Annotated in this window: 16 protein-coding genes; 13 read left to right on the top strand and 3 right to left on the bottom strand. The window is 53.8% G+C overall.

Annotated features, from left to right (window positions below; all coding sequences use genetic code 11):
* Nucleotides 1-149: 149 nt before the first annotated feature.
* From VFA09_08825 to VFA09_08870, 10 genes are all read left to right on the top strand, one after another.
* Nucleotides 150-1370 (top strand): hypothetical protein, encoded by a 1221-nt coding sequence (locus tag VFA09_08825; protein HZU67369.1) that lies wholly within the window; start codon nt 150-152, stop codon nt 1368-1370.
* A 128-nt stretch (nt 1371-1498) separates the two neighbouring features.
* A complete protein-coding gene (locus VFA09_08830) occupies nt 1499-1636 on the top strand; it encodes a hypothetical protein (protein ID HZU67370.1) in 138 nt (45 codons plus the stop codon).
* A gap of 9 nt (nt 1637-1645) precedes the next feature.
* Entirely contained in the window at nt 1646-2986 is a 1341-nt protein-coding gene (locus VFA09_08835; protein ID HZU67371.1) for an alkyl hydroperoxide reductase, read from the top strand.
* 30 nt (nt 2987-3016) lie between these two features.
* On the top strand, nt 3017-3880 hold the full coding sequence (locus VFA09_08840; GenBank protein HZU67372.1) for an LLM class flavin-dependent oxidoreductase: 864 nt from the start codon (nt 3017-3019) through the stop codon (nt 3878-3880).
* A gap of 152 nt (nt 3881-4032) precedes the next feature.
* Nucleotides 4033-5610: an L-glutamate gamma-semialdehyde dehydrogenase gene (gene pruA / locus VFA09_08845; protein ID HZU67373.1), complete on the top strand. Its 1578-nt coding sequence runs from the start codon at nt 4033-4035 to the stop codon at nt 5608-5610.
* Between the two features lie 12 nt (nt 5611-5622).
* Nucleotides 5623-6558 carry an MBL fold metallo-hydrolase gene (locus VFA09_08850; GenBank protein ID HZU67374.1) on the top strand — a complete coding sequence of 312 codons (936 nt, stop codon included), beginning with the start codon at nt 5623-5625 and terminating at the stop codon, nt 6556-6558.
* 61 nt (nt 6559-6619) lie between these two features.
* Nucleotides 6620-7447, top strand: a complete 828-nt coding sequence (locus tag VFA09_08855; GenBank protein ID HZU67375.1) for an IclR family transcriptional regulator — start codon at nt 6620-6622, stop codon at nt 7445-7447.
* 33 nt (nt 7448-7480) lie between these two features.
* Entirely contained in the window at nt 7481-7960 is a 480-nt protein-coding gene (locus VFA09_08860) for a (2Fe-2S)-binding protein (GenBank protein ID HZU67376.1), read from the top strand.
* Nucleotides 7957-10509, top strand: coding sequence for a molybdopterin cofactor-binding domain-containing protein (locus VFA09_08865; GenBank protein ID HZU67377.1), 2553 nt, complete (start codon nt 7957-7959; stop codon nt 10507-10509). Before VFA09_08860 ends, VFA09_08865 begins: the two co-directional genes overlap by 4 nt.
* Nucleotides 10509-11513, top strand: a complete 1005-nt coding sequence (locus VFA09_08870) for an FAD binding domain-containing protein (GenBank protein HZU67378.1) — start codon at nt 10509-10511, stop codon at nt 11511-11513. Before VFA09_08865 ends, VFA09_08870 begins: the two co-directional genes overlap by 1 nt.
* 48 nt (nt 11514-11561) lie before the next feature.
* Here VFA09_08870 and VFA09_08875 read toward each other — a convergent pair whose 3' ends face one another.
* Complete coding sequence (locus VFA09_08875; GenBank protein ID HZU67379.1) at nt 11562-13073, bottom strand: alkaline phosphatase family protein; 1512 nt, start codon at nt 13071-13073, stop codon at nt 11562-11564.
* 417 nt (nt 13074-13490) lie between these two features.
* Here VFA09_08875 and VFA09_08880 point away from each other — a divergent pair, with 417 nt between their 5' ends.
* On the top strand, nt 13491-14306 hold the full coding sequence (locus VFA09_08880) for a hypothetical protein (protein HZU67380.1): 816 nt from the start codon (nt 13491-13493) through the stop codon (nt 14304-14306).
* Between the two features lie 11 nt (nt 14307-14317).
* Here VFA09_08880 and VFA09_08885 read toward each other — a convergent pair whose 3' ends face one another.
* Nucleotides 14318-15832, bottom strand: coding sequence for an MFS transporter (locus VFA09_08885; protein HZU67381.1), 1515 nt, complete (start codon nt 15830-15832; stop codon nt 14318-14320).
* Nucleotides 15833-16176: 344 nt separating this feature from the next.
* Between VFA09_08885 and VFA09_08890 the strand changes: the two genes are divergently transcribed.
* Both VFA09_08890 and VFA09_08895 read left to right on the top strand, forming a co-directional pair.
* Nucleotides 16177-17538, top strand: a complete 1362-nt coding sequence (locus VFA09_08890; GenBank protein HZU67382.1) for an alkaline phosphatase family protein — start codon at nt 16177-16179, stop codon at nt 17536-17538.
* A 26-nt stretch (nt 17539-17564) separates the two neighbouring features.
* Complete coding sequence (locus tag VFA09_08895) at nt 17565-18926, top strand: hypothetical protein (GenBank protein HZU67383.1); 1362 nt, start codon at nt 17565-17567, stop codon at nt 18924-18926.
* A 20-nt stretch (nt 18927-18946) separates the two neighbouring features.
* Here the strand turns inward: VFA09_08895 and VFA09_08900 are convergent, their stop codons facing one another.
* Nucleotides 18947-19693 (bottom strand): hypothetical protein, encoded by a 747-nt coding sequence (locus tag VFA09_08900; GenBank protein ID HZU67384.1) that lies wholly within the window; start codon nt 19691-19693, stop codon nt 18947-18949.
* Nucleotides 19694-19870: the final 177 nt, after the last annotated feature.

The raw sequence follows: 19870 nt of genomic DNA on the forward strand, positions 1-19870 counted from the left end.
CTACCAAAACTCGTTCAATCATTATTGGCCCTGGCTAGCTGCTGGTAGCTTATGGGCGGCTACCTCTACTTTCGATAGCATTGCCTATGGGAGCAACCGCTTCCTCACATGCGTCTATTTACTAGCAAGCAATTGCAGGGGAGAACAAGATGAAACATCTTCTCAAGGGAACCATACTGCTGTGTGTCGTTACTCTTTTATTGGGTGCGCTGTCTCTCACAGCGGTAGAGGCAAAAGCCAATTCATCATCCTGGCAACCCTTCCAGGGCCATTTCAGGCTTAAAACAGAAGCACCCAAAGTTACATTCCCCGGGGGGATGTTCCTGAATAGCGTCGCAACCGTCTCGGCCAGCGATGTCTGGACGGTAGGATACTATCTCACGCCAAGTACTATCGGATTCGTTGACAAGACGCTGATTGAACATTGGGATGGCTCGCAGTGGAGCATTGTCACCAGCCCCAATCCAGGCTCAACGTCCAATGCACTTGGCAGCATAGCTGCTGTCTCCGCGAGTGATATCTGGGCCGTCGGCACCTCCTCCAATAACAACTCTACATCGCAGACGTTGATTGAGCACTGGAACGGCACGCAGTGGAGCGTCGTCACCAGCCCCAATCCAGGTTCATTTTCTAATGCGCTCGATGGAATCGTTGTCATTTCCAGCGGTGATATCTGGGCCGTCGGTAGTTTTTCCAATAACAGCACCTCATCGCAAACATTAGTCGAACAATGGGATGGCTCACAATGGAGTGTGGTTACAAGTCCCAATCCAGGCTCAGCGGGAAACGGCCTGAGTAGCATAGCCGCAGTGAACGCGAACAACCTCTGGGCCGTTGGTGGTTTTTCCAGTAACAGCAACTCGCAACAGACATTGGTTGAACACTGGAACGGCTCGAAATGGAGCGTGGTCAAGAGTCCCAATCCAACAGGATCAACGGTCAACAATCTAAGTGGAGTGGCCGTGGCCTCGGCAAATGATGTTTGGGCCGCCGGCAGTGGCAATGGTTTCAGCACAACGCTGATCGAGCACTGGAACGGCTCGAAATGGAGCATCGTACAGAGTCCCAATCCAGGGCAGATCAATCTTCTTGATGATATAGCGGTCGTTTCTGGCAGCAACATCTGGGCCGTTGGGCAGTCCTTAGCATTCACCGGGCAGACGCTGATCGAACAATGGAATGGCAAGCAGTGGAGCGTCGTGCAAAGCCCGAACGCGCCGGGATCAACAAATAATTTTCTGTCGGGCATCGCTGTCATCTCCGCCAGCGACATCTGGACTGTTGGGGGATACCAGGATAATAACCTTGCCGGACACACACTGACCGAGAACTGGGACGGCAACACGTGGAGTATTGTACCCAGCCCATAGTGCCAAACCTCAACGGTAAGCGGAACTACGGTTCCGCTTACCGTTGCCGGACCTTCAGATCGCTAAACTCGTATGATATGATGCTATAGACTGATTTGTGATCTTCTATAGTGAAAACGAGAACATCTATGGCAAGAACATATCGCGGCGAAGTCCGGGCGCCCGACTTTCCAACCGGGCTGGATTGGATCAATAGCGACCACCCCCTGCATATCAAGGAGTTTCGCAATCATATTCTGATCATCCATTTCTGGACGCTGTGCTGAATTAACTGCATGCATGCGCTCGCGCAGTTGCGTGAGATCGAAATCGCCTTTCCCAACGAGCTGGCAGTCGTCAGCGTTCACTCTCCCAAGTTCAAACGCGAACAATATACCGAAAGCGTTCGAGACGCTGTGCTGCGTTATGGCATTACCCATCCCGTCGTCAATGACCGCTCCATGCGCATGTGGCGAGAGTACGCCGTGCGGGCATGGCCGACCTTGATGTTCATCGACCCGGAAAATAGAGTGATTGCCAGGCACGAAGGGGAAATTAATCCTGATGGCGCGAAACGACTCATCGCAGAGATGATTAAAGAGTTCGACGCCGAAAACTTGCTCAATCACCGCCCGCTGCGCTTCGCGCATGAAACCGCGCCGGAGGCAATTATGGCCTTCCCCGGCAAGCTGGCGGTCGATGCCCCGGCAAATCGCCTGGTTATCAGCGATTCCGCTCATCATCGCCTGCTGGAAATGGACCTGGAAGGTAAGGTACGGCATATCATTGGCAGCGGAGAACCGGGCAAGGCAAACGGGCCATTCGCGCAGGCTCAATTCAATCGCCCGCAAGGTGTGACGCTCGACGGCGAGATTCTTTACGTGGCCGACACGGAAAATCACATGATCCGGCGCGTCGATCTCGCTGCGCAGCAGGTCGAAACCATCGCTGGAACGGGCGAGCAGGCCGGCATGAGCGATACAACCGCGTGGGGGCCTGCGCTCAATGCAGCCTTGAGCTCGCCCTGGGATATCGTTCACTCCAGCAACCAACTCTATATTGCCATGGCGGGGATGCACCAGATCTTCGTGTACTATATTGACCGCCAGGAAATCGAGCCATTTGCCGGCACCGGCCATGAGGATATTCGTGATGGCACGCTTACAGAAGCGTTCTTCGCCCAGCCCAACGGCCTATCGTTGGATGATAACCGCGTGCTATATGTGGCTGATAGTGAGACAAGCGCGGTCCGAGCTGTATCCCTGACAGGGACAGAAAACGTAATCACACTGGTTGGAACGGGATTATTCGATTTCGGCGACAGGAATGGTGTGGGCGACGAGGTGCTCTTGCAGCATGTGCAAGCCGTTTGCTTTATCGATGGTATGGTCTACCTCGCCGATACCTATAACAATCGTATCAAAGTACTGAACCCACAAACACGCGAAGTACAATCTTTTGCCGGCAGCGGCGAGGCGGGATATACTGATGGTGCGCCTGACACGGCACAATTCAATGAACCTGGCGGCCTGGCAACTGCTGGCGGCAAATTATACGTGGCGGACACGAACAACCATGCCATACGTGTGATAGACCTGGCGTCGGGAAATGTGGGGACGCTGAACGTGCGTATGTAAAACTCTAAGAAACATCCTGGAGGATAAGAAATGCAAATTGCGATTGGACTGCCCGGCACAATACCGGGAGTATCGGGTGAATTTATTCTAGACTGGGCCAAGTTGGCAGAAGTGGGACCGTTCTCGAGTTTCGCCGTGCTTGATCGCCTGGTCTATCCCAACTATGAACCACTGATCACGCTCGCGGCAGTCGCCGGTGTGACAGAGCGCATGCGCTTGATGACCAGTATCTTGATAGCCCCATTACATGACACCGCCATACTCGCGAAGCAGGCTGCCAGCATCGATGCGCTCTCCAATGGTCGCCTGACGCTCGGCATCGCCGTCGGTGGCCGGCAAGATGATTATCAGGCCGCGCAGGTTCCATTTCACGAACGCGGCAAGCGCTTTGATGAGCAACTGGCAACCATGAAGCGCATCTGGTCCGGCCAGCCAGTAAGCGATAAAGTGGGGGCAATTGGCCCGAACCCCGTGCAGAAAGGCGGGCCAGAACTGCTGATTGGGGGTTATTCGCCGGAAGCTATTAAGCGCGTAGGTCGTTGGGGCGATGGATTTATCAGCGGAGGCGGAGGCCCAGATGCAGCTCGCCAGGGCTATAATGTAGCCGAGCAGTCCTGGAAAGAGGCGGGCAGGCCCGGCAAGCCACGATTCGTTGGCGCCACTTACTATGGACTGGGACAAGATGCGGCTGAGAAGGCCGCCCAGTATATTCGTCACTATTATTCGTTCATGGGACCGATGGCAGATAGAATCGCCGCCAGCGTCCCAAGCACTCCCGAGGCAATTAAAGGGGCCTTGAAAGCATTTGCTGATGTGGGAGTAGACGAACTGATCTTCTGGCCCACCATTGCCGACCTGAACCAGGTCGATATGCTGGCGGAATTGGTGAGTTAAGAAATCCTTTCACACGAACAGAGCCAGGTATGCGCCTGAAATGCCGGTCGCACACCTGGCTCTGTTCGTGTGAAAACTCCCTACCATCTTACCCTCTCCATGAGGTACAATGAGGGAGAAACTGTCTCACACACACAAAGGAGTGTTTTTCTATGGCAAAAATGATTGAGAGTGTGGCGTCACGAGCAGCGACGCCTTTTGTGAATGCCCCTTACACCGATTTTACGAAAGAGGAGAACCGCCGCGCGCAGATGGAGGCGCTGGAGCAGGTCAAAAGCGAACTGGGGCAGACGTACCCGCTGATTATCGGCGGCAAAAAGATAACGAACGAGGCGACATTTGCCTCGGTTAATCCATCACAGCCCGACCAGGTAATTGGCTATTTTTCGAAAGCCACGGTCGAGCAGGCAAACGAAGCAGTACAGGCAGCCGCGGAGGCTTTTGAAAGTTGGAAACACGTCCCGGCTGAAGAGCGCGCCGGTTATCTTTTCGCGGCAGCTGATCTACTGAAACAGCGCCGATTTTATGTCAATGCCTGGATGATCTACGAGGTCGGTAAAAGCTGGCCGGAGGCCGATGGCGATACCGCCGAAGCCATCGACTTCCTTGAATTCTATGCTCGTGAGATGATGCGCCTGGCCAGTGAGCAGCCGCTGGTTCATATCGATACCGAAGATAATGAACTGGTTTACATCCCCCTCGGCGTGGGTGCTGTGATACCACCCTGGAACTTCCCTGCCGCCATCATGGTTGGCATGACCAGCGCATCGTTCGTGGCCGGCAACACTGTCATCCTTAAGCCCGCCAGCACCTCACCGATGATCGCCTGGCAGTTCATGCGCATCCTGGAAGATATCGGCCTGCCCGCGGGTGTGGTCAACTTCCTCACGGGTTCCGGCTCCACGATTGGGGACGCGTTGGTCGAGAATCCGCAGGTGCGTTACATTGCCTTCACCGGTTCGCGCGACGTGGGATTACGTATCAACGAACTCGCCGCTAAGCACCGCAAGGGACAGAAGTGGATCAAGCGCACCATTCTGGAGATGGGCGGAAAAGATGCCGTCGTCGTCGATGAGACCGCCGACCTGGACGCCGCGGCAAGTGGTATCGTCGCCTCGGCCTTTGGCTTCCAGGGGCAGAAATGTTCGGCAGGCTCGCGCGCCATCATCGTTGAGCAGGTCTATGACCAGGTGCTGCAAAAGATCATCGAGAAGACGAAGCAGCTGACCGTAGGCGATGTCACGAATCCAGAAGTATCGATAGGCCCGGTCGTTGATGAGAACGCCATGAAGAAAATTACCGATTACATCGAGATCGGCAAGCAGGAGGGACACCTGGTTGTTGGCGGCGGACATCATGGCCCCGGTTACTTTATCGAGCCAACCATAATAGCCGATGTTGACCCTCATGCTCGCATCGCGCAGGAAGAAATCTTCGGGCCGGTGCTGGCCGTCATCAAAGCCAAAGACTTCGACGAGGCCATCCGCATCGCAAATGACACCGAGTACGGACTGACGGGTTCGCTGTATTCAAACAACCCTCAGCGCATCGAAAAAGCGAAGGAAGATTTCTTTGTTGGCAATCTGTACTTTAATCGCAAATGTACAGGGGCGCTGGTCGGCGTGCATCCTTTCGGCGGCTTCAACATGTCCGGGACCGACTCCAAGGCGGGCGGCAGGGATTACCTGCTCCTGTTCACACAGGCAAAGGCCATCTCGGCAAAGAAATAGAGGGAGCTTTGCTTGTCGAATGTCACTCAAGTAAGCCCCGGCGCATGGCTGATTTCTCATCCATTTCTGGGTGAACATGGCATCATTGGCTCCTACCTGCTGGCGGAAGCCAATGATCTCGCCATTATCGATCCTGGGCCGGGCAGTATGCTGGATTCCCTTCTAGCATCAATACGAGAAGCCGGTTTTGACCCGCGGGATGTGACGCATATCCTCGCGACCCATGTCCACCTGGATCACGCCGGCGCCACCGGCTCGCTGGTTCGCCGGATGCCGCGCGCCCAGGTCTACGCTCATAGCAAAGGCGTTCCACACCTGCTCGATACCTCTAAAGTGGTGGCAAGCGCGGCACGCATCTATGGCGAACGCATGCAATTGCTCTGGGGCGAGATCGAACCAACACCCCAGGAGCGGCTGCACGCCATCGAACACGGCGATACCTTATATGTTGCCGGTCGTCACCTGCAGGTACTCTACACACCAGGGCATGCCGTACACCACGTCACCTTTTTCGACCCCAACTCAGGCGAAGCGTTTGTGGGAGACGTGGCCGGAGTGCGCTTGCAGGATGTAGATTATGTGCGCCCGCCAACACCCCCGCCGGATATCGACCTCGAAGCCTGGTCGGACAGCATGAATCTGATCAAGAGCCTGCATCCTGAAGTGTTGTATATCGCGCATTTCGGCCCTATCCGCGACATAGATTCACATTTCGAGCGCCTGCATGACAGACTCTATGCCTGGGGAGAATTCGTGCTGGCCGCCATGCGCGATGGCAAGGACGAGGCCGAGATCATTACGATGCTCATCGAGCATACGCAGCCCGAGCTGGAACGGGTTGCCAACAATCCAAAGGCCATCCAACGCTACGAAATCGCCACGAACTATGCGATGACGGTACAGGGCTATATGCGCTACTGGCGCAAGAAGCACCCTGAAAGGCTCTAAGGAAACCCTACCGGGGGCGCAGCCACTTGACTTTCCCACCAAAATTCGTTATGCTGTTCCCATGGAAGAACAAATAGTTCAATATAACGAACATCCCCAGGTGGATGAAGAAAATACAACGGTATCAACGGCGCCGGCTCCCATGGTTGAGCGCGCTTTTCGTCTACTGGACATCTTGAGTGGCTCAGAAGAGGGGCTGATTCTCTCTGACCTTGCGCGCATGCTCAACATGAGCAAGGGCAGTGTGCATGGACTCCTCAAGACGCTGGAGAGCAGCGGAGCGGTCGAGCAGATAGAGGAGCGTCGTTATGTACTCGGCCCGCGCCTCTACGATATTACACAGGCTTACATCCAACGTGCCGGTTTGCGTCATTTCGCTGTACCCGCCATGCGCAGGCTGGCGACAAAGAGCGGCGAGACGGTGTTTTTAGGCAGGATTGAGCAAAAAGGCGTGCGCATCATCGAGTGTATCGTGGATGAAGGAGAAACGACTTCTCTACACATCACTGCTCCGCGAGGCGCGCGCGTACACATGCTGGCAGCTGCCACTGGCCCTCTCGTGCTGGCAAGCTGGCCGGCGGAACAACGCAAGGAGTATTTGCACGCTCAACCCCTGCCTCGCTTCACCGAACATTCGATTTTAGACCCTCAACAATACCTGGCCCGCATAGAAGAGGCTATTCATAACGGTGTGAGTATTGACTACGAGGAATATCTTGCGGGCGTTAACGCGGTAGCTGCTCCAATTTATGGCGCAAGCGGAAGACTCATCGCTCTGCTCTGGATGGTTGGCTTCTCCTCGCGCTTCTCCGGCTCCGCTCTTGAACGCGCCGCAACTGAGTTGCGTGGCGAAGCAGAGGCGATCTCACGCTCTCTTGGCGCAGTATGATAAAGCTGCCACCGCTCAGGAAAGGAGGCCACATTGCGTGAACTCATTACGCTACATGTGAATGGCGAACGCCGCGAAGTAGCAGTACTGCCACATCATACGCTGCTCGAAGTGCTGCGTGAAGATTTGGGATTGACCGGAACCAAACATGGCTGCGAGCTTGGCGAATGCGGTGCCTGTACAGTCCTGATTGACGGCATCCCTATGCTCTCATGCCTCACATTACCGCTAGAAGTGCAGGAAAGCGAGATCACCACTATCGAGGGCCTGGAACAAAACGGCAAACTCCATCCCCTCCAGGAGACGTTCGCCGAACTGGGCGCCGCGCAATGCGGATACTGCACGCCGGGTATCCTGCTATCAGGCGCTGCTCTGTTGCAGGCAAACCCGCGGCCCACGCGCGAGCAAATCAAGGATGCGCTGGCGGGAAACCTCTGCCGCTGTACTGGCTATACGAAAATCTACGAGGCGGTTGAATCCGCTGCCGAACGCATGCAGGGAGGCGTATCATGAAGCAACAGCAAGACGAGCAAGTGCAAAAGGCTCATCCTCCATATAAGATCATCGGTACTCCGCGTCCGAAGGTCGATGCCTACAGCAAAGTAACCGGTCGCGCGCTCTATGCCGACGATATTATGCTGCCGCGCATGCTTTATGGACGACTCGTGCGCTCTCCCCATCCACATGCTCGCATTCTCTCCATCGATACGCATAAGGCTCTGGAATTGCCAGGCGTCATCGCCATCATCACGGGTGAAGACCTGCCACAAAAATATGGCATTCTTCCCTCCAGCCAGGATGAGTACGCGCTGGCTATCGACAAGGTGCGCTACGTGGGCGACCCGGTCGTCGCGATTGCCGCGCTCGACCCCGATATCCTCGACGAAGCAGTCAAGCTCATCCAGGTTGAATACGAGGTGCTGCCCGCGCTGATGAGCATCGATGAAGCGCTCGCGCATCCCGAGGTAAAAATCAATGATGAGGCGCGTATTGGCAACATTCACAAGGCCGTCTCCTACGAATTTGGTGGGGTCGAGGCCGGTTTTGCCGAAGCTGATTACATCCGCGAAGACTGGCTCTACTATGAGGGCAACAATCATGCTCCGATTGAAGCGCATGCCTGTGTCGCGAATTGGGAACCTAATCCCAGCGATCCTGTTGGCGGCAAACTCACTCTCTGGTCTTCCACCCAGACCCCACACTATGTTCATCGTGAGTTGAGCAAGGTGCTGGGCATACCGCAATCGCATATCCGTGTGATCGCGCCCAACGTCGGCGGTGGCTTTGGCGGCAAGAGCGATCCATTCTCGCATGAAATCTGCGCCGCCGAACTCTCGCGGCGCACCGGCAGGCCCGTAAAAATTACCTGCACGCGCGAGGAAGTCTTCTTGATTCACCGGGGTCGCCATCCCGTCAAAATGTGGATCAAGACCGGCGTGAAGCGAGACGGCACGCTGACCGCCATGCACTTCCGCTCATTCCTGGATGGCGGCGCTTACGGTTCCTACGGCATAGCAACCACGTATTACACGGGCGCATTGCAGACGGTGACATACAAGCTGCCCGCGTATAAGTTCGAGGGCATGCGCCTCTTCACCAATAAGCCGCCCTGTGGTCCAAAGCGCGGTCATGGAACGACGCAGCCGCGCTATGCTGTAGAAGTACACATGGATAAAATCGCGCACGACCTCGGCATGGACCCGGTTGAATTTCGCCGCCACAATCTGATTGAGCCATATACGCGCACCGTGAATGGATTGCGCATCACCAGCTGCGCGCTCGGTGAATGCCTCGACCAGGTCGTCGAACGCTCCGGTTGGAAAGATTTCCATTTGACAAAGCAATCAGGAACATCCGATCAGCGAACTGACCATGCAGGCGCGAAATCCAATCAGACGACTAAGCGCGGGCTTGGATTGGCCGCTTCCTCTTATATTTGCGGCGCGGGCAAGCCCATCTACTGGAATGACCTGCCGCATTCGGCTGTGCAGATACGGCTTGATCGCGGCGGCGGTGTCACCGTCTACTGCGGCTCGACCGATATTGGCCAGGGGTCTACCTCGATACTGGCGTACATCGTTGCCGAAGAATTGGGTATCCAGCCGGAACAGATTCACATGGAGACGGCAGATACGAGCCTGACGCCGGTTGATCTTGGCTCATATTCCAGCCGCGTCACCTTCATGGCTGGCAACGCCGCTATTGCCGCAGCCCGCAAACTGAAAGAGCAGCTTTTTTCGGTCGTTGCCGAACAGTTGCACACGCCGATTGAGCAACTGGAAAGCGCTGATGGCATGATCTTCGATACAAACGACCCCGGCAATACTCTGCCGTTCGTAAAAGCGGTGCAGCTGGCCGAAGCTCGTTATGGCGCGCTGGTAGCTGCCGGTTCTTATGCTCCACCGGAGGGCATTCACGGCGATTACAAGGGAGCCGGTGTCGGCCCTTCACCGGCCTATTCCTATTCAGCTTGCGTTGCTCAGGTAGCCGTCGATGTAGAGACAGGCGAGGTTATCGTAGAGAAGTTATGGATGGCGCACGACGTTGGACAGTCCATCAATCCCTTGCTGGTCGCGGGCCAGGTTGAGGGAGGCGCGTACATGGGTTATGGTGAAGCGCTCATGGAGCAGCAAATCTTCCGCAAGGGGCGACACAAAATACCCTCCCTGCTGGATTATAAGCTGGCTACCACCCTCGATACGCCCGAAATTGAGACCATCCTGGTCGAAGTACCCGACAGGGAAGGGCCGTTTGGGGGTAAGGAAGCAGGCCAGGGACCGCTAAATCCGGTCATTCCGGCAATTGCCAACGCTGTCTACGACGCTATTGGTGTGCGTATCGACGAGGTTCCCATTACGGCGGACAAGGTACTGAAGGCATTGAAAGCCAGGAGCCAGGAAAAAGGCGCCGGCCAACCACCCATCGTCAAGCCGGTCGAAATACCATCTCCGTGGCCGACCCGCCTCATCAAATGGCAGCCTGAAGAGATTGAACTGGCACGCAGCAATGGCAATGGGCAGCATACGGATATGAGAGTTGCGGCAAAAGGAGGACAATCCTGATGCTGCGACTTCCACCTTTTCGTTATCTTGCTCCACGCAATCTCGAAGAAGCTACGGAAATGCTGGCGCGAGAAGGGGAGCAGGCCATGCTCGTCGCAGGCGGCACCGACCTGTATCCCAATATGAAACGCCGCCAGTTCACACCGCCGGTTTTGATCGGCTTGCGCGGCATCGCATCGCTGAAGGGCATTAGCGGCTCGCCTGAACAGGGTTTGAGCATCGGAGCAGGCACAACACTTACAACGATTGCCGAGCATCCGGTTATTCAGCAGCATTATGCCGCGCTGGCTATCGCCGCAGGTTCGGTCTCGACGCCACAGTTACGTAATGCAGGCACTCTCGGTGGCAACCTGCTGCTGGATACGCGCTGCAACTACTACAATCAGACAGAATTCTGGCGGCAATCGATTGGCTATTGCATGAAGAAGGATGGGGATATTTGCCTGGTAGCTCCGGGAAGCCCGCGCTGCTGGGCCATCTCTTCGGCGGACACTGCCCCTGTACTGGTCAGCCTGGAAGCGACGGTACGCCTGGTAAGCGCGCGGGGCGAGCGTGTTTTGCCGGTACGAGATCTGTTTCGCGACGACGGCATGCATCCCTATACAAAAGCTGCCGATGAAATACTGAGCGAAATTATCCTTCCTCCCGCCGGTAACTGGCATAGCACCTACATGAAGCTGCGCCGCCGGGGTTCATTTGATTTTCCTATCCTTGGCGTCGCGGCAGCGCTGCGTTTCGCGCATGATGGTAATGTAGCGGACGCGCGCATCACCCTGGGAGCCGTCGCCTCTCATCCCGTCGAAGCAAAGGAAGCAGCCGCATTGTTAGTGGGACAGCGCCTGACTCCTGAAGTCATCGATGCGGCAGCCGCCAGCGCGGCGAAGCGCTCAAAGCCGTTGGATAATGCCGACCTGACGATAAACTATCGAAAACAGGTGACAACGGTATATGTTCGCCGCGCATTGAATGACTTGGTGCAGCGGGCAGACAAAGAGGGCCGATAAATCGGCCCCGCGCGAACCCTATGGTCGCGCTACCAGAAACCACGAATTCTAACTCCAATCAATACTGTTGGGATCGACCTGCACATAGCCCGGACAGTTCCGTTGCTTTAAAATCAGCGGTGGCAAGGGATTCTGATTGAAATTGAAGGCGCCAATCAGATTATTTGCGGACTGATCCAGTCCCCCGAGCGATGGCAAGTTCAGAATGGTTTCCGTGAACTTGAGCATGGAGGAGAAATTGTACTGAGTCGAGTCAACGTAATGCGGCTTCGCATAGGGCGAGATGACGATTAAAGGCGCGCGCAGGCCATACTCGATGTACTTATTGGGGCCAACCGGCGGCACCACGTGATCATAGAAGCCACCAAAGTCATCCCAGGTCAGGAAGATGGCGGTACTATTCCAGAGCGACTTGTTGTTCATGACGGCGTTAATTTCCTGCACCGTAAAGTTCTCACCCTGGCACACACTCTGTCCAGGATGATCGCTGTACTTGTGTGGCTGCACGAGCCAGCTGACGGTGGGAAGATTGCCATTGGCGGCATCCTTGACAAACTGCGTGTAGTCGGCCATATGCTGCTTCCAGAGACCGGAATCGCGGACACTCTTGATAGCATCATACGCGTTCCACTCATAGCCGTCCTGTCCGTAGAGCGGTGCATACTCTGTCCAGGAAATGCCTTTCTGACTCAGTAAATCACCCATAGATTCAAAATCTGAAAAACAAGGGTAAGGATGCGTGATATTGCCATTTGAATGAATCTCCTGGACGGTAGTACCGGAAGGAGAGTCGCAACCCCATTTCAACACGTGCCCCCCATTTGGAATTCTAGGAATATCACTGGCATCATCATCCTCTGCCGCGATGGAGAAGATATGGTTGGGGAAGCTGTTTGAGTCGATATTATAAAAGAAGTGATCGGGCAGGGCAAAGGTCTGCGCGTACTGCCAATAGTTGGGGATATCGGACTGGTACATCTGGGAATCGGCTTCGTCCGTCTTTTTGCCATTGATATACTGCTCAGCACCGGGAATCAGTGAGAACCCATCCATCTTCCCATGATCATAGCCCTTCAAAAAATCAGTATGGGTATGGCCGATATCAAAGAAAAGCTGGTCAGGCTGGTGGTTCAGAGGTTGTATCTGCCCCTTTTTGTTTTTGTAAGTGGTCGCTCCATCAGCACCAGGAAAGGTACCGAAATAGTTATCAAACGTCCTGTTCTCTTTAACGATGATGATGATATGTTTGATGGGATAGGATGCCTGAGGAGCTGCCTTGGCCGACTGCGAATTAAGCACCGGCCCGATGGCCACAAGCACAAGCAGCATGGGAAGGATACTTAACAACCGGGTTTTGTTCGATATCCCATACCTTCGCCAGAAGGTATGTTCTTGTTTCTGCTGTTGAAACATGCTCATCCCTTTCAAATAAAAGTTGCCCGCCTGGCAATCCATGCTCATGAGAGCCGTTTCTTCATCCGGTAGGATAACGAAGATGGGGAAATGAACGCTCAAAAGAGGCATAGGACGACCACCATGCCACCCTGATACCTCATACATGATCGCTATGATCTCCCCCAGACATAGCCGACGGACTTGAAAAAGGGGCAGATAGCACCCTTATGTTTAATGTTCAGGACATTCCAGGCAGATATGTCCTTCAAGTTCATCTGTAAGTTTAACTGAAAAATAGCCAGATGTAAAGTAGTGAAATTACGCATTCCATTTTAACAACCATCTAGCTGCCGGTAGGTTGCCGCCACCTGTGATTCTCTGTTCTCTAAAGGACAGATCAAACCAGGATTCGTGAGTCCTCAATTATCACTGGGCGATCAGCCTATGAAGCTGATTGCTGGTCGATGAAATGAGACTTGACACTCAGCAATTCTTCTTTGTATTATGCAACGAGAGCGATATTAAGTACTTGTGCAATATCTTTTACGCTCGCGCAATTTTGAGAGGCCGGTGAAATTAACTGTGAGTCAGGTTCATTCAAGGCGCTTTTCATGGCAAGGTTCCTTACGCGACCTGGCCGTGATTGTGAATACAATCCGGCACTCGCGCGCCTATGGCCGCCTGACTCTGCGTAACATGGACCGGATCGGCGTGGCTCATCTCTACTTCCGCGCAGGCAAACTTGAGTATATTCTCAGCGGTCGAGGGGGTGCGAACGCAACGCTGGTTGAACTCCGTGCATGGAAACGAGCCACGGCGCGTTTTGAGCGAGGCACCTTTCCGGTAAAAGGCGAGCCGATCAATGATGCACAAGAGCAGGCTTTTGATGCATTACTTATTCTGTTGCAAAGAGAGGGTGTGATTGAAACGCCACGCGTTGTTGAAGGTGGATTGATGGCATCGGCGGAGGTGAAGCAATTGATTACGCCCCAGGAATGGCAGGTGCTGGTCGAGGGAACGCGCAGGGTGTCGCTGGCAGTGGTTCATTTAATAGGACCGCAGGAGGCTCTGGCCGTGCTGCGCGATATTCTGGATGACTGCTCCTCGGCATTTCCGGCTTTTGCCAGTTTGCAGATTGCACCCGGTGGCTACCTCTCGGTTGCCGATATGTCGCAGCTCGACCGCCTGCCTAGACAGGAAGTACTCGAAGGCTTCGCGGCGTTAATCGCTACCTGCCAGTATTTCTGCGCACCTATCATTGGCGAGCAAGAAGCCCATAAACTGATGATCCAGGCATTGTCCGATATTGGTCCTGCACTCGTCAACCTGGGCGTATTCGTGATCGACTATGCGCTGCTCTCTCCACGTGCCTTACCTGAAGGCAACCAGGCAGGGTAGATCATTTTATTTCAGTCTCCCCCTTTCACCGGCTGTTCCGAAAGGGTTGTTTCTTTTGAAGTCAATGGAGGCTCAGCAGCTATAGGAGCTACAGTACGACGCCTATCCTCGCGAATGACTGAGAACAGGATGGCGAGGAAACAGATACAGGCCGAGGCAATGAAAGCATGCGTCATCCCGCCCGTGAATATGGCAGAGATGGCGGGCTGCAGGTGGCCCACTGTGCCAAGGAAGACAGCATTCACCAGCGCAGGTGGCATTGAAGCCGCTGCAACTGCTAGCGCGAGCGCAAAGCTACACACCATACCAACATTGCGCATCGTATTCAGCGTGGCGGCGGCTACACCCAGCCGGTTGCGTGGCGCGGCTCCCATGGTCGTACTGGTATTTGGCGACCAGAAGAAAGCACTGCCAAGCCCCATCAGGCCGAGCGCTACCGCCAGCATCAGATAAGATGTGGTGGGAGTCAGAAAAACCAGCATCAACAGGGCCAGCATTTGAAGCACCAGCCCTACCGTCGCTGGAGTCGTTCCGTGGAAACGATCATGGTCTGCCCAGCGCCCCCCAAGAGGCCCAAAAACTGAGGTCATCACCGGCAAGGGCAGGATGAGAAACGCCGCCGTCAGAGGGCTATATCCTCGTACACCCTGCAAGTAAAAAATCAGCAGGAATTGCACGGCAAAAACGGCCAGGGATTGCAGTGTCGCCGCGGCAACAGAAAAGGCATAGCGACGGCGCGTAAAGAGATTCAAATCCAGCATCGGGAACGCCACATGCCGCTCCCAGAAGAAGAAGGCGACAAAAGCAATGATGGTGATTGCATAGAGCGCAAGTTCAGAAGGAGCCAGCCAACCCGCCCCAATGCTTCCGGTTAGCGCGAGCAATAGAGCGATCAATCCTATACAGAAGAGGAACGAGCCGAACAGATCGAAACGCTCCCCGCGAGGATTCGGCGCGATATCGTGCAAAAGCAGGAAAGCGGCAACAGTCGCAATAATGCCGATGGGGAGATTCACCAGAAAAATCCAGCGCCAGCTTGCGACCGCCAGGATGAATCCGCCAAGCACCGGGCCAAGCACGCTGCCCGCACCCCAGGTGACGGCGTTAAAGCCCATCGCCTGTCCTCGCTGCTCCGCGGGAAAGACCTCTGTAATGATCGCCATGGCATTTGCGGAAAGCATAGCGCCGCCCACTCCCTGGATGACACGGGAGCCAATCAACATAGTATCACTCTGGGCCAGGCCACAGAGGACAGAGCCAATCGTGAAGACAATAAATCCAAGATTATACATTCTTACACGACCAAACATATCCGCCATACGGCCAAAGGTGAGTTGCAGGATCGTACTCACGATGAGATATCCCATAATCACCCATGTCATGCGTACAAGATCGGAATGCAGGTCCTGGAGCATATTTGGCAGCGCCAGGATCACAATCGTAGAGTCAATTGCGACCATGAGCGAACCAATCGTAGTAACTGAAAGCGCGACCCATTTGTAAGCAGGTTTTTTGACGAGCAACATCTTCAACCAGTCTTCCTTCCAGAAAGTTCGTAACTAATATGTCCTTCAATTATATCAAATGATGCACCCTTTACTGTACCAAAAGGAACGGTCAACATCCCCTGTCCTTTTGGACAGATTCTCCTGCGCCTGGCACGAGCATCACAAAAGAATCAGGCAATCGCTGGCCTTTACTTTCAGGTTTTTTTCGGCTACACTTGTTGCTGTACTTATGGAACCAACGATAAGTACAGGAGATTCTGGAAGGCCACTCCTCTTTTCCAGGAACTTGCTGGTGGGGTTACTACATACCATGTATTTTGTAGGTGACGACACTTCATTCAGAGCTTTGAAAGGTCGGGAAGATGAATAATCAGCAAAACCAGCCTTATTTCTTCCATCAACGGTTCCAGGGATTCCAGAAGGCGTATATTGCGAATACCCTTGTCATTCTGTTTGTTGTGATGTGCCTTATTCCAACAGCCGCGCCTCGCACGCTTCAAGCTGCTCCACGCGCCAGCAATCCCATCAAACATATCATCATCATGGTCAAGGAGAACCGGAGCTTTGACAGCATGTTCGGGACGTTCCCAGGAGCTGATGGAGCGACGAAGTATCCCGACCCGCAAGGTAAAATCCATCGCTTAAATCACCAGCCCGACAGGCTCTTCCTGGATATTCTTCATGACCATTCGGCGTTTCTAACCGCGTATGATCACGGAAAACTCGACAAATTCTCGAAAGAACGCGGCGCAATTCAGTACATCAATGGCAAGCCGGTTGACGTAGCCGATTCGCAATTCTATCAATCGGATATTCCAAATTATTGGAAATACGCGCAGACTTTCACGCTGACCGACCATCTCTTCACCACCATCCAGTCGGATAGCTTCCCCAATCATCTCTTCTCCATCGCGGCGGAAGACGATGACGCGGCCAACATTCCGGTTATCGTTGGTGGAAGACATAAAACGAGATGGGGATGTGATGCCCCGACGGGCAGCTACGTGTTAGAAATTCATTCTAATGGGTCAACGACAAAGGCATTTCCGTGTTTTAATTTCCAGACGCTCGGCGATCTTTTAACTGCCGCCGGCGTTTCATGGAATTACTACGCGCCCGCGCAGGACCAACCCGGGTATGAATTTTCCTCATACGATGCCATCAAACATATTCGTGAAACGCAGCAATGGCAAACGCATGTCGTCGATTACACCCAATTCGCGAAAGATGCGGCCAATGGCAAACTTCCCTCCGTGAGCTGGCTGGTGCAGCCTGATACTGACAGCGATCATCCCGGGGCCAGTGTCTGTGTAGGCGAAAACTGGACGGTGCAACAGATCAACACGGTTATGAAAAATAAATCGCTCTGGAATTCCACCGCCATCTTTCTGACCTGGGACGATTACGGTGGTTTCTATGACCACGTGGTGCCACCGGTCGGGCCGAACACGCACCTGGAATACGGCCTGCGCGCGCCCCTGATTGTGATTTCGCCCTACGCGAAGCCGCAGTTCGTTGACCACACAGTCTACAACTTCGTATCTATGGTCAAGTTTGTTGAAACGCAGTTCAATTTACCCTCGTTAGGAGGACTGGATAAGCTGGCGAACAATATGTACAACGCTTTTAATTTCAAGCAGAACCCCTTGCCGCCGCTCATTTTACAGCAGCGCAAGTGCCCGCAATCTTCGCTTGAATCTCCACCGGGATTGCTTGGAGATTGATAGAGAGGCGTATCAGGAGGCATCGTATGCAATTGCTCCATTCAAGAAATTCCTGGACATATAGCTTTGGTTTCAATATGGCGGTCGATTTTTGCGTCTGGGTATTGGAAATCGATGGTTTACACGTCCCTCCATTCGATCATCATACCGGCGGAGATGGCTCGCTACAGGCATCCGGCTTGAACACGGAACAATGGCAATCCTGGTTCGCGCGTGTGATCAATGCGCAGGAAACACAGCGACAGCGATTCCAACAAAGAGCAAAAGAGGATCCCCAACATAGCCAGAAGGACCTATCGAAATGGCTTATTGCCGAAGCGCATCTCCCGGCTGCCGCCTGGCAAGGTGATGCCACTGTAGGTAACCAGCTTACCACTTTATGGAACCAGTATGGGCCGCTTTCAAATGAGCGCAGAAGTTGGGAACGTGACCTGTCGAGACAATTGCATAAGGCCGAAGCTGGAGCGAGAAAAAGGCTTTATGATGAGTTGCTGCCATATTCCAACGGTATTCCGAGCCTGACCATTCATTTCATCAACTACCCACAGCCGCTTGACTATCTTTTACCCCCATCAACGATCATTATGACGATACAACATGGACAACCCGACGCAGCCGAATTTCGAGAGCGCGTCCTCGCTGCTGCCGGCGAACTTGCCGCAATGCGCTCTGGCAAGCGCCGTTCACAGAGCAAGTTCATCACTGCCGCTGCAATTCTTCCCGGCCAGACCTTAACTGCATATACCATACTTACTCGCAAGCCCGTAATGCCTGCACCTGCACGAGAAAAAGTGCAGCCTGTGGCCGAGAACGCAACGAAACAAGTTGTTCTCGACTGGCTGAACGATGAGCGACACCGATCTCATTTTGATGAGGTGAATATGGCGACGGTGCGCTTCGAGAGAGAGAAGGCCATTCCAGGCTGGCAATTGTACTTTGTCTCTTTTGCCGGTATCAACGGAGATCAATACCGGCAGACGTTCGTCCTCAGGCAGCGCGCAGACGATTCCTGGATGGTCTGTAGCGCCTCTTCAAGCAGCAATATAGAAGAACTCGTTTCGCAATTCCTGGTGCCAATTCGCGATCATCCACTGATCTTCTTGTCCGGTGGCAAAGCTGGTCATGCCAACAACCAGTTCCAGTTCATCGCGCATGGCGAAGTGATCGATAACGGTTTTAATGTGGCACGCGTGCGATTGTTGAACAACGCCGGGCAGGTATTTGAGGACGCGGTAGAGGATGGTCTTGTATTCTTCGCCACGATGCAGGATCAGGAGGTACAGTGGCCGATGCAGGCCGAACTCTATGACAATAGCGGTAAGCTCGTCTGGCGGCAGACGGTTTTCGACGACCGCCCGCCGCCATGGTTACGCTTCAAAAGGCGCTGAAGCGTTTACGAAGTGAGCGATCAGACGCAGGCATTGGCCTTATTGGACCATTCCTTCTGGACTGTATAACTACCAACCGTTTTCGTTTGCCAGGCGCAAATATCGCCAATCTCGCCGTTAGTATCGTCGTACCAGCCTTGTGCCGGAATAGGGTCTGTGATAGCCTCGCATAATTCGTGAGAGCTGGTGTTCGTCAGCGCGTCAAAAACTGCCATGTTGGCAGTACAGCCGGCGCAATCTGGATATGGCTCTACCGCATAGAAAATTTGCCCATTGATGGCATCATGGTAGCCACAAAATGTCTGGCACGAGCTACTTCCACCCTGCGATACAGTAACGCCTGATGGGAAGTAAACGAAGTAGAGTGTATTTGCCGTTGGCTGTGGAAGCGCATTAGCGGCAATCTGGTTTTGCAACATTGATTGGATATCAGAATCGGATACCGTCTGAGCTACATCCGGGGAAGTCAGTGTGAGCGTGCCGGTGCGACTGCCATATCCGATGGTCTGCGTTGGTGTATTATACTCGGCCAGCTGGTCGATGAGCGAACTGGTGAGAATATAGTCGAAGAAACCGTTGATTTGCGTAATCAGGTCGCTTTGAGGTGACTGCGTCCAGGCCTGTCCCCAGAAGACAGTGAAGACCTGCACATTGCTGATTACCGGCCCACCCCGATAGGTGAGTTGCGGTGTACCAGCAGCTGGTGCCTCAGCTCCGTGAATCGGCACGATTTTAATAGGACTACCTACATTTGCATTACTAGCCATACGTTCTCCTTTTGTACTTATATCAACCAAAAAGGGCTAAAAGAGCCTTCTGTATTACCACTTACCAGGTAGCTCTTCAGTTTCAAATAGAACTTTATCATAGGGGATTCTTATGAAAGAAGCATGAAAGTTCTGTCAGAACTTTGTAAAGTTTTTGTAAATTCTTCCGGTTGCCGC

The sequence above is a fragment of the Ktedonobacteraceae bacterium genome, assembly GCA_035653615.1.
Taxonomy (GTDB): Bacteria; Chloroflexota; Ktedonobacteria; order Ktedonobacterales; family Ktedonobacteraceae; genus DASRBN01.

What these genes read in the sequence shown, in the direction of transcription:
- VFA09_08840 (HZU67372.1), top strand. Translation starts at nt 3,017, where the DNA reads ATGCAAATTGCGATTGGACTGCCCGGCACAATACCGGGAGTATCGGGT.
- pruA (HZU67373.1), top strand. Translation starts at nt 4,033, where the DNA reads ATGGCAAAAATGATTGAGAGTGTGGCGTCACGAGCAGCGACGCCTTTT.
- VFA09_08870 (HZU67378.1), top strand. Translation starts at nt 10,509, where the DNA reads ATGCTGCGACTTCCACCTTTTCGTTATCTTGCTCCACGCAATCTCGAA.
- VFA09_08885 (HZU67381.1), bottom strand. Translation starts at nt 15,832, where the DNA reads ATGTTGCTCGTCAAAAAACCTGCTTACAAATGGGTCGCGCTTTCAGTT.
- VFA09_08855 (HZU67375.1), top strand. Translation starts at nt 6,620, where the DNA reads ATGGAAGAACAAATAGTTCAATATAACGAACATCCCCAGGTGGATGAA.
- VFA09_08875 (HZU67379.1), bottom strand. Translation starts at nt 13,073, where the DNA reads ATGTATGAGGTATCAGGGTGGCATGGTGGTCGTCCTATGCCTCTTTTG.
- VFA09_08895 (HZU67383.1), top strand. Translation starts at nt 17,565, where the DNA reads ATGCAATTGCTCCATTCAAGAAATTCCTGGACATATAGCTTTGGTTTC.
- VFA09_08825 (HZU67369.1), top strand. Translation starts at nt 150, where the DNA reads ATGAAACATCTTCTCAAGGGAACCATACTGCTGTGTGTCGTTACTCTT.
- VFA09_08890 (HZU67382.1), top strand. Translation starts at nt 16,177, where the DNA reads ATGAATAATCAGCAAAACCAGCCTTATTTCTTCCATCAACGGTTCCAG.
- VFA09_08835 (HZU67371.1), top strand. Translation starts at nt 1,646, where the DNA reads ATGCATGCGCTCGCGCAGTTGCGTGAGATCGAAATCGCCTTTCCCAAC.
- VFA09_08900 (HZU67384.1), bottom strand. Translation starts at nt 19,693, where the DNA reads ATGGCTAGTAATGCAAATGTAGGTAGTCCTATTAAAATCGTGCCGATT.
- VFA09_08830 (HZU67370.1), top strand. Translation starts at nt 1,499, where the DNA reads ATGGCAAGAACATATCGCGGCGAAGTCCGGGCGCCCGACTTTCCAACC.
- VFA09_08865 (HZU67377.1), top strand. Translation starts at nt 7,957, where the DNA reads ATGAAGCAACAGCAAGACGAGCAAGTGCAAAAGGCTCATCCTCCATAT.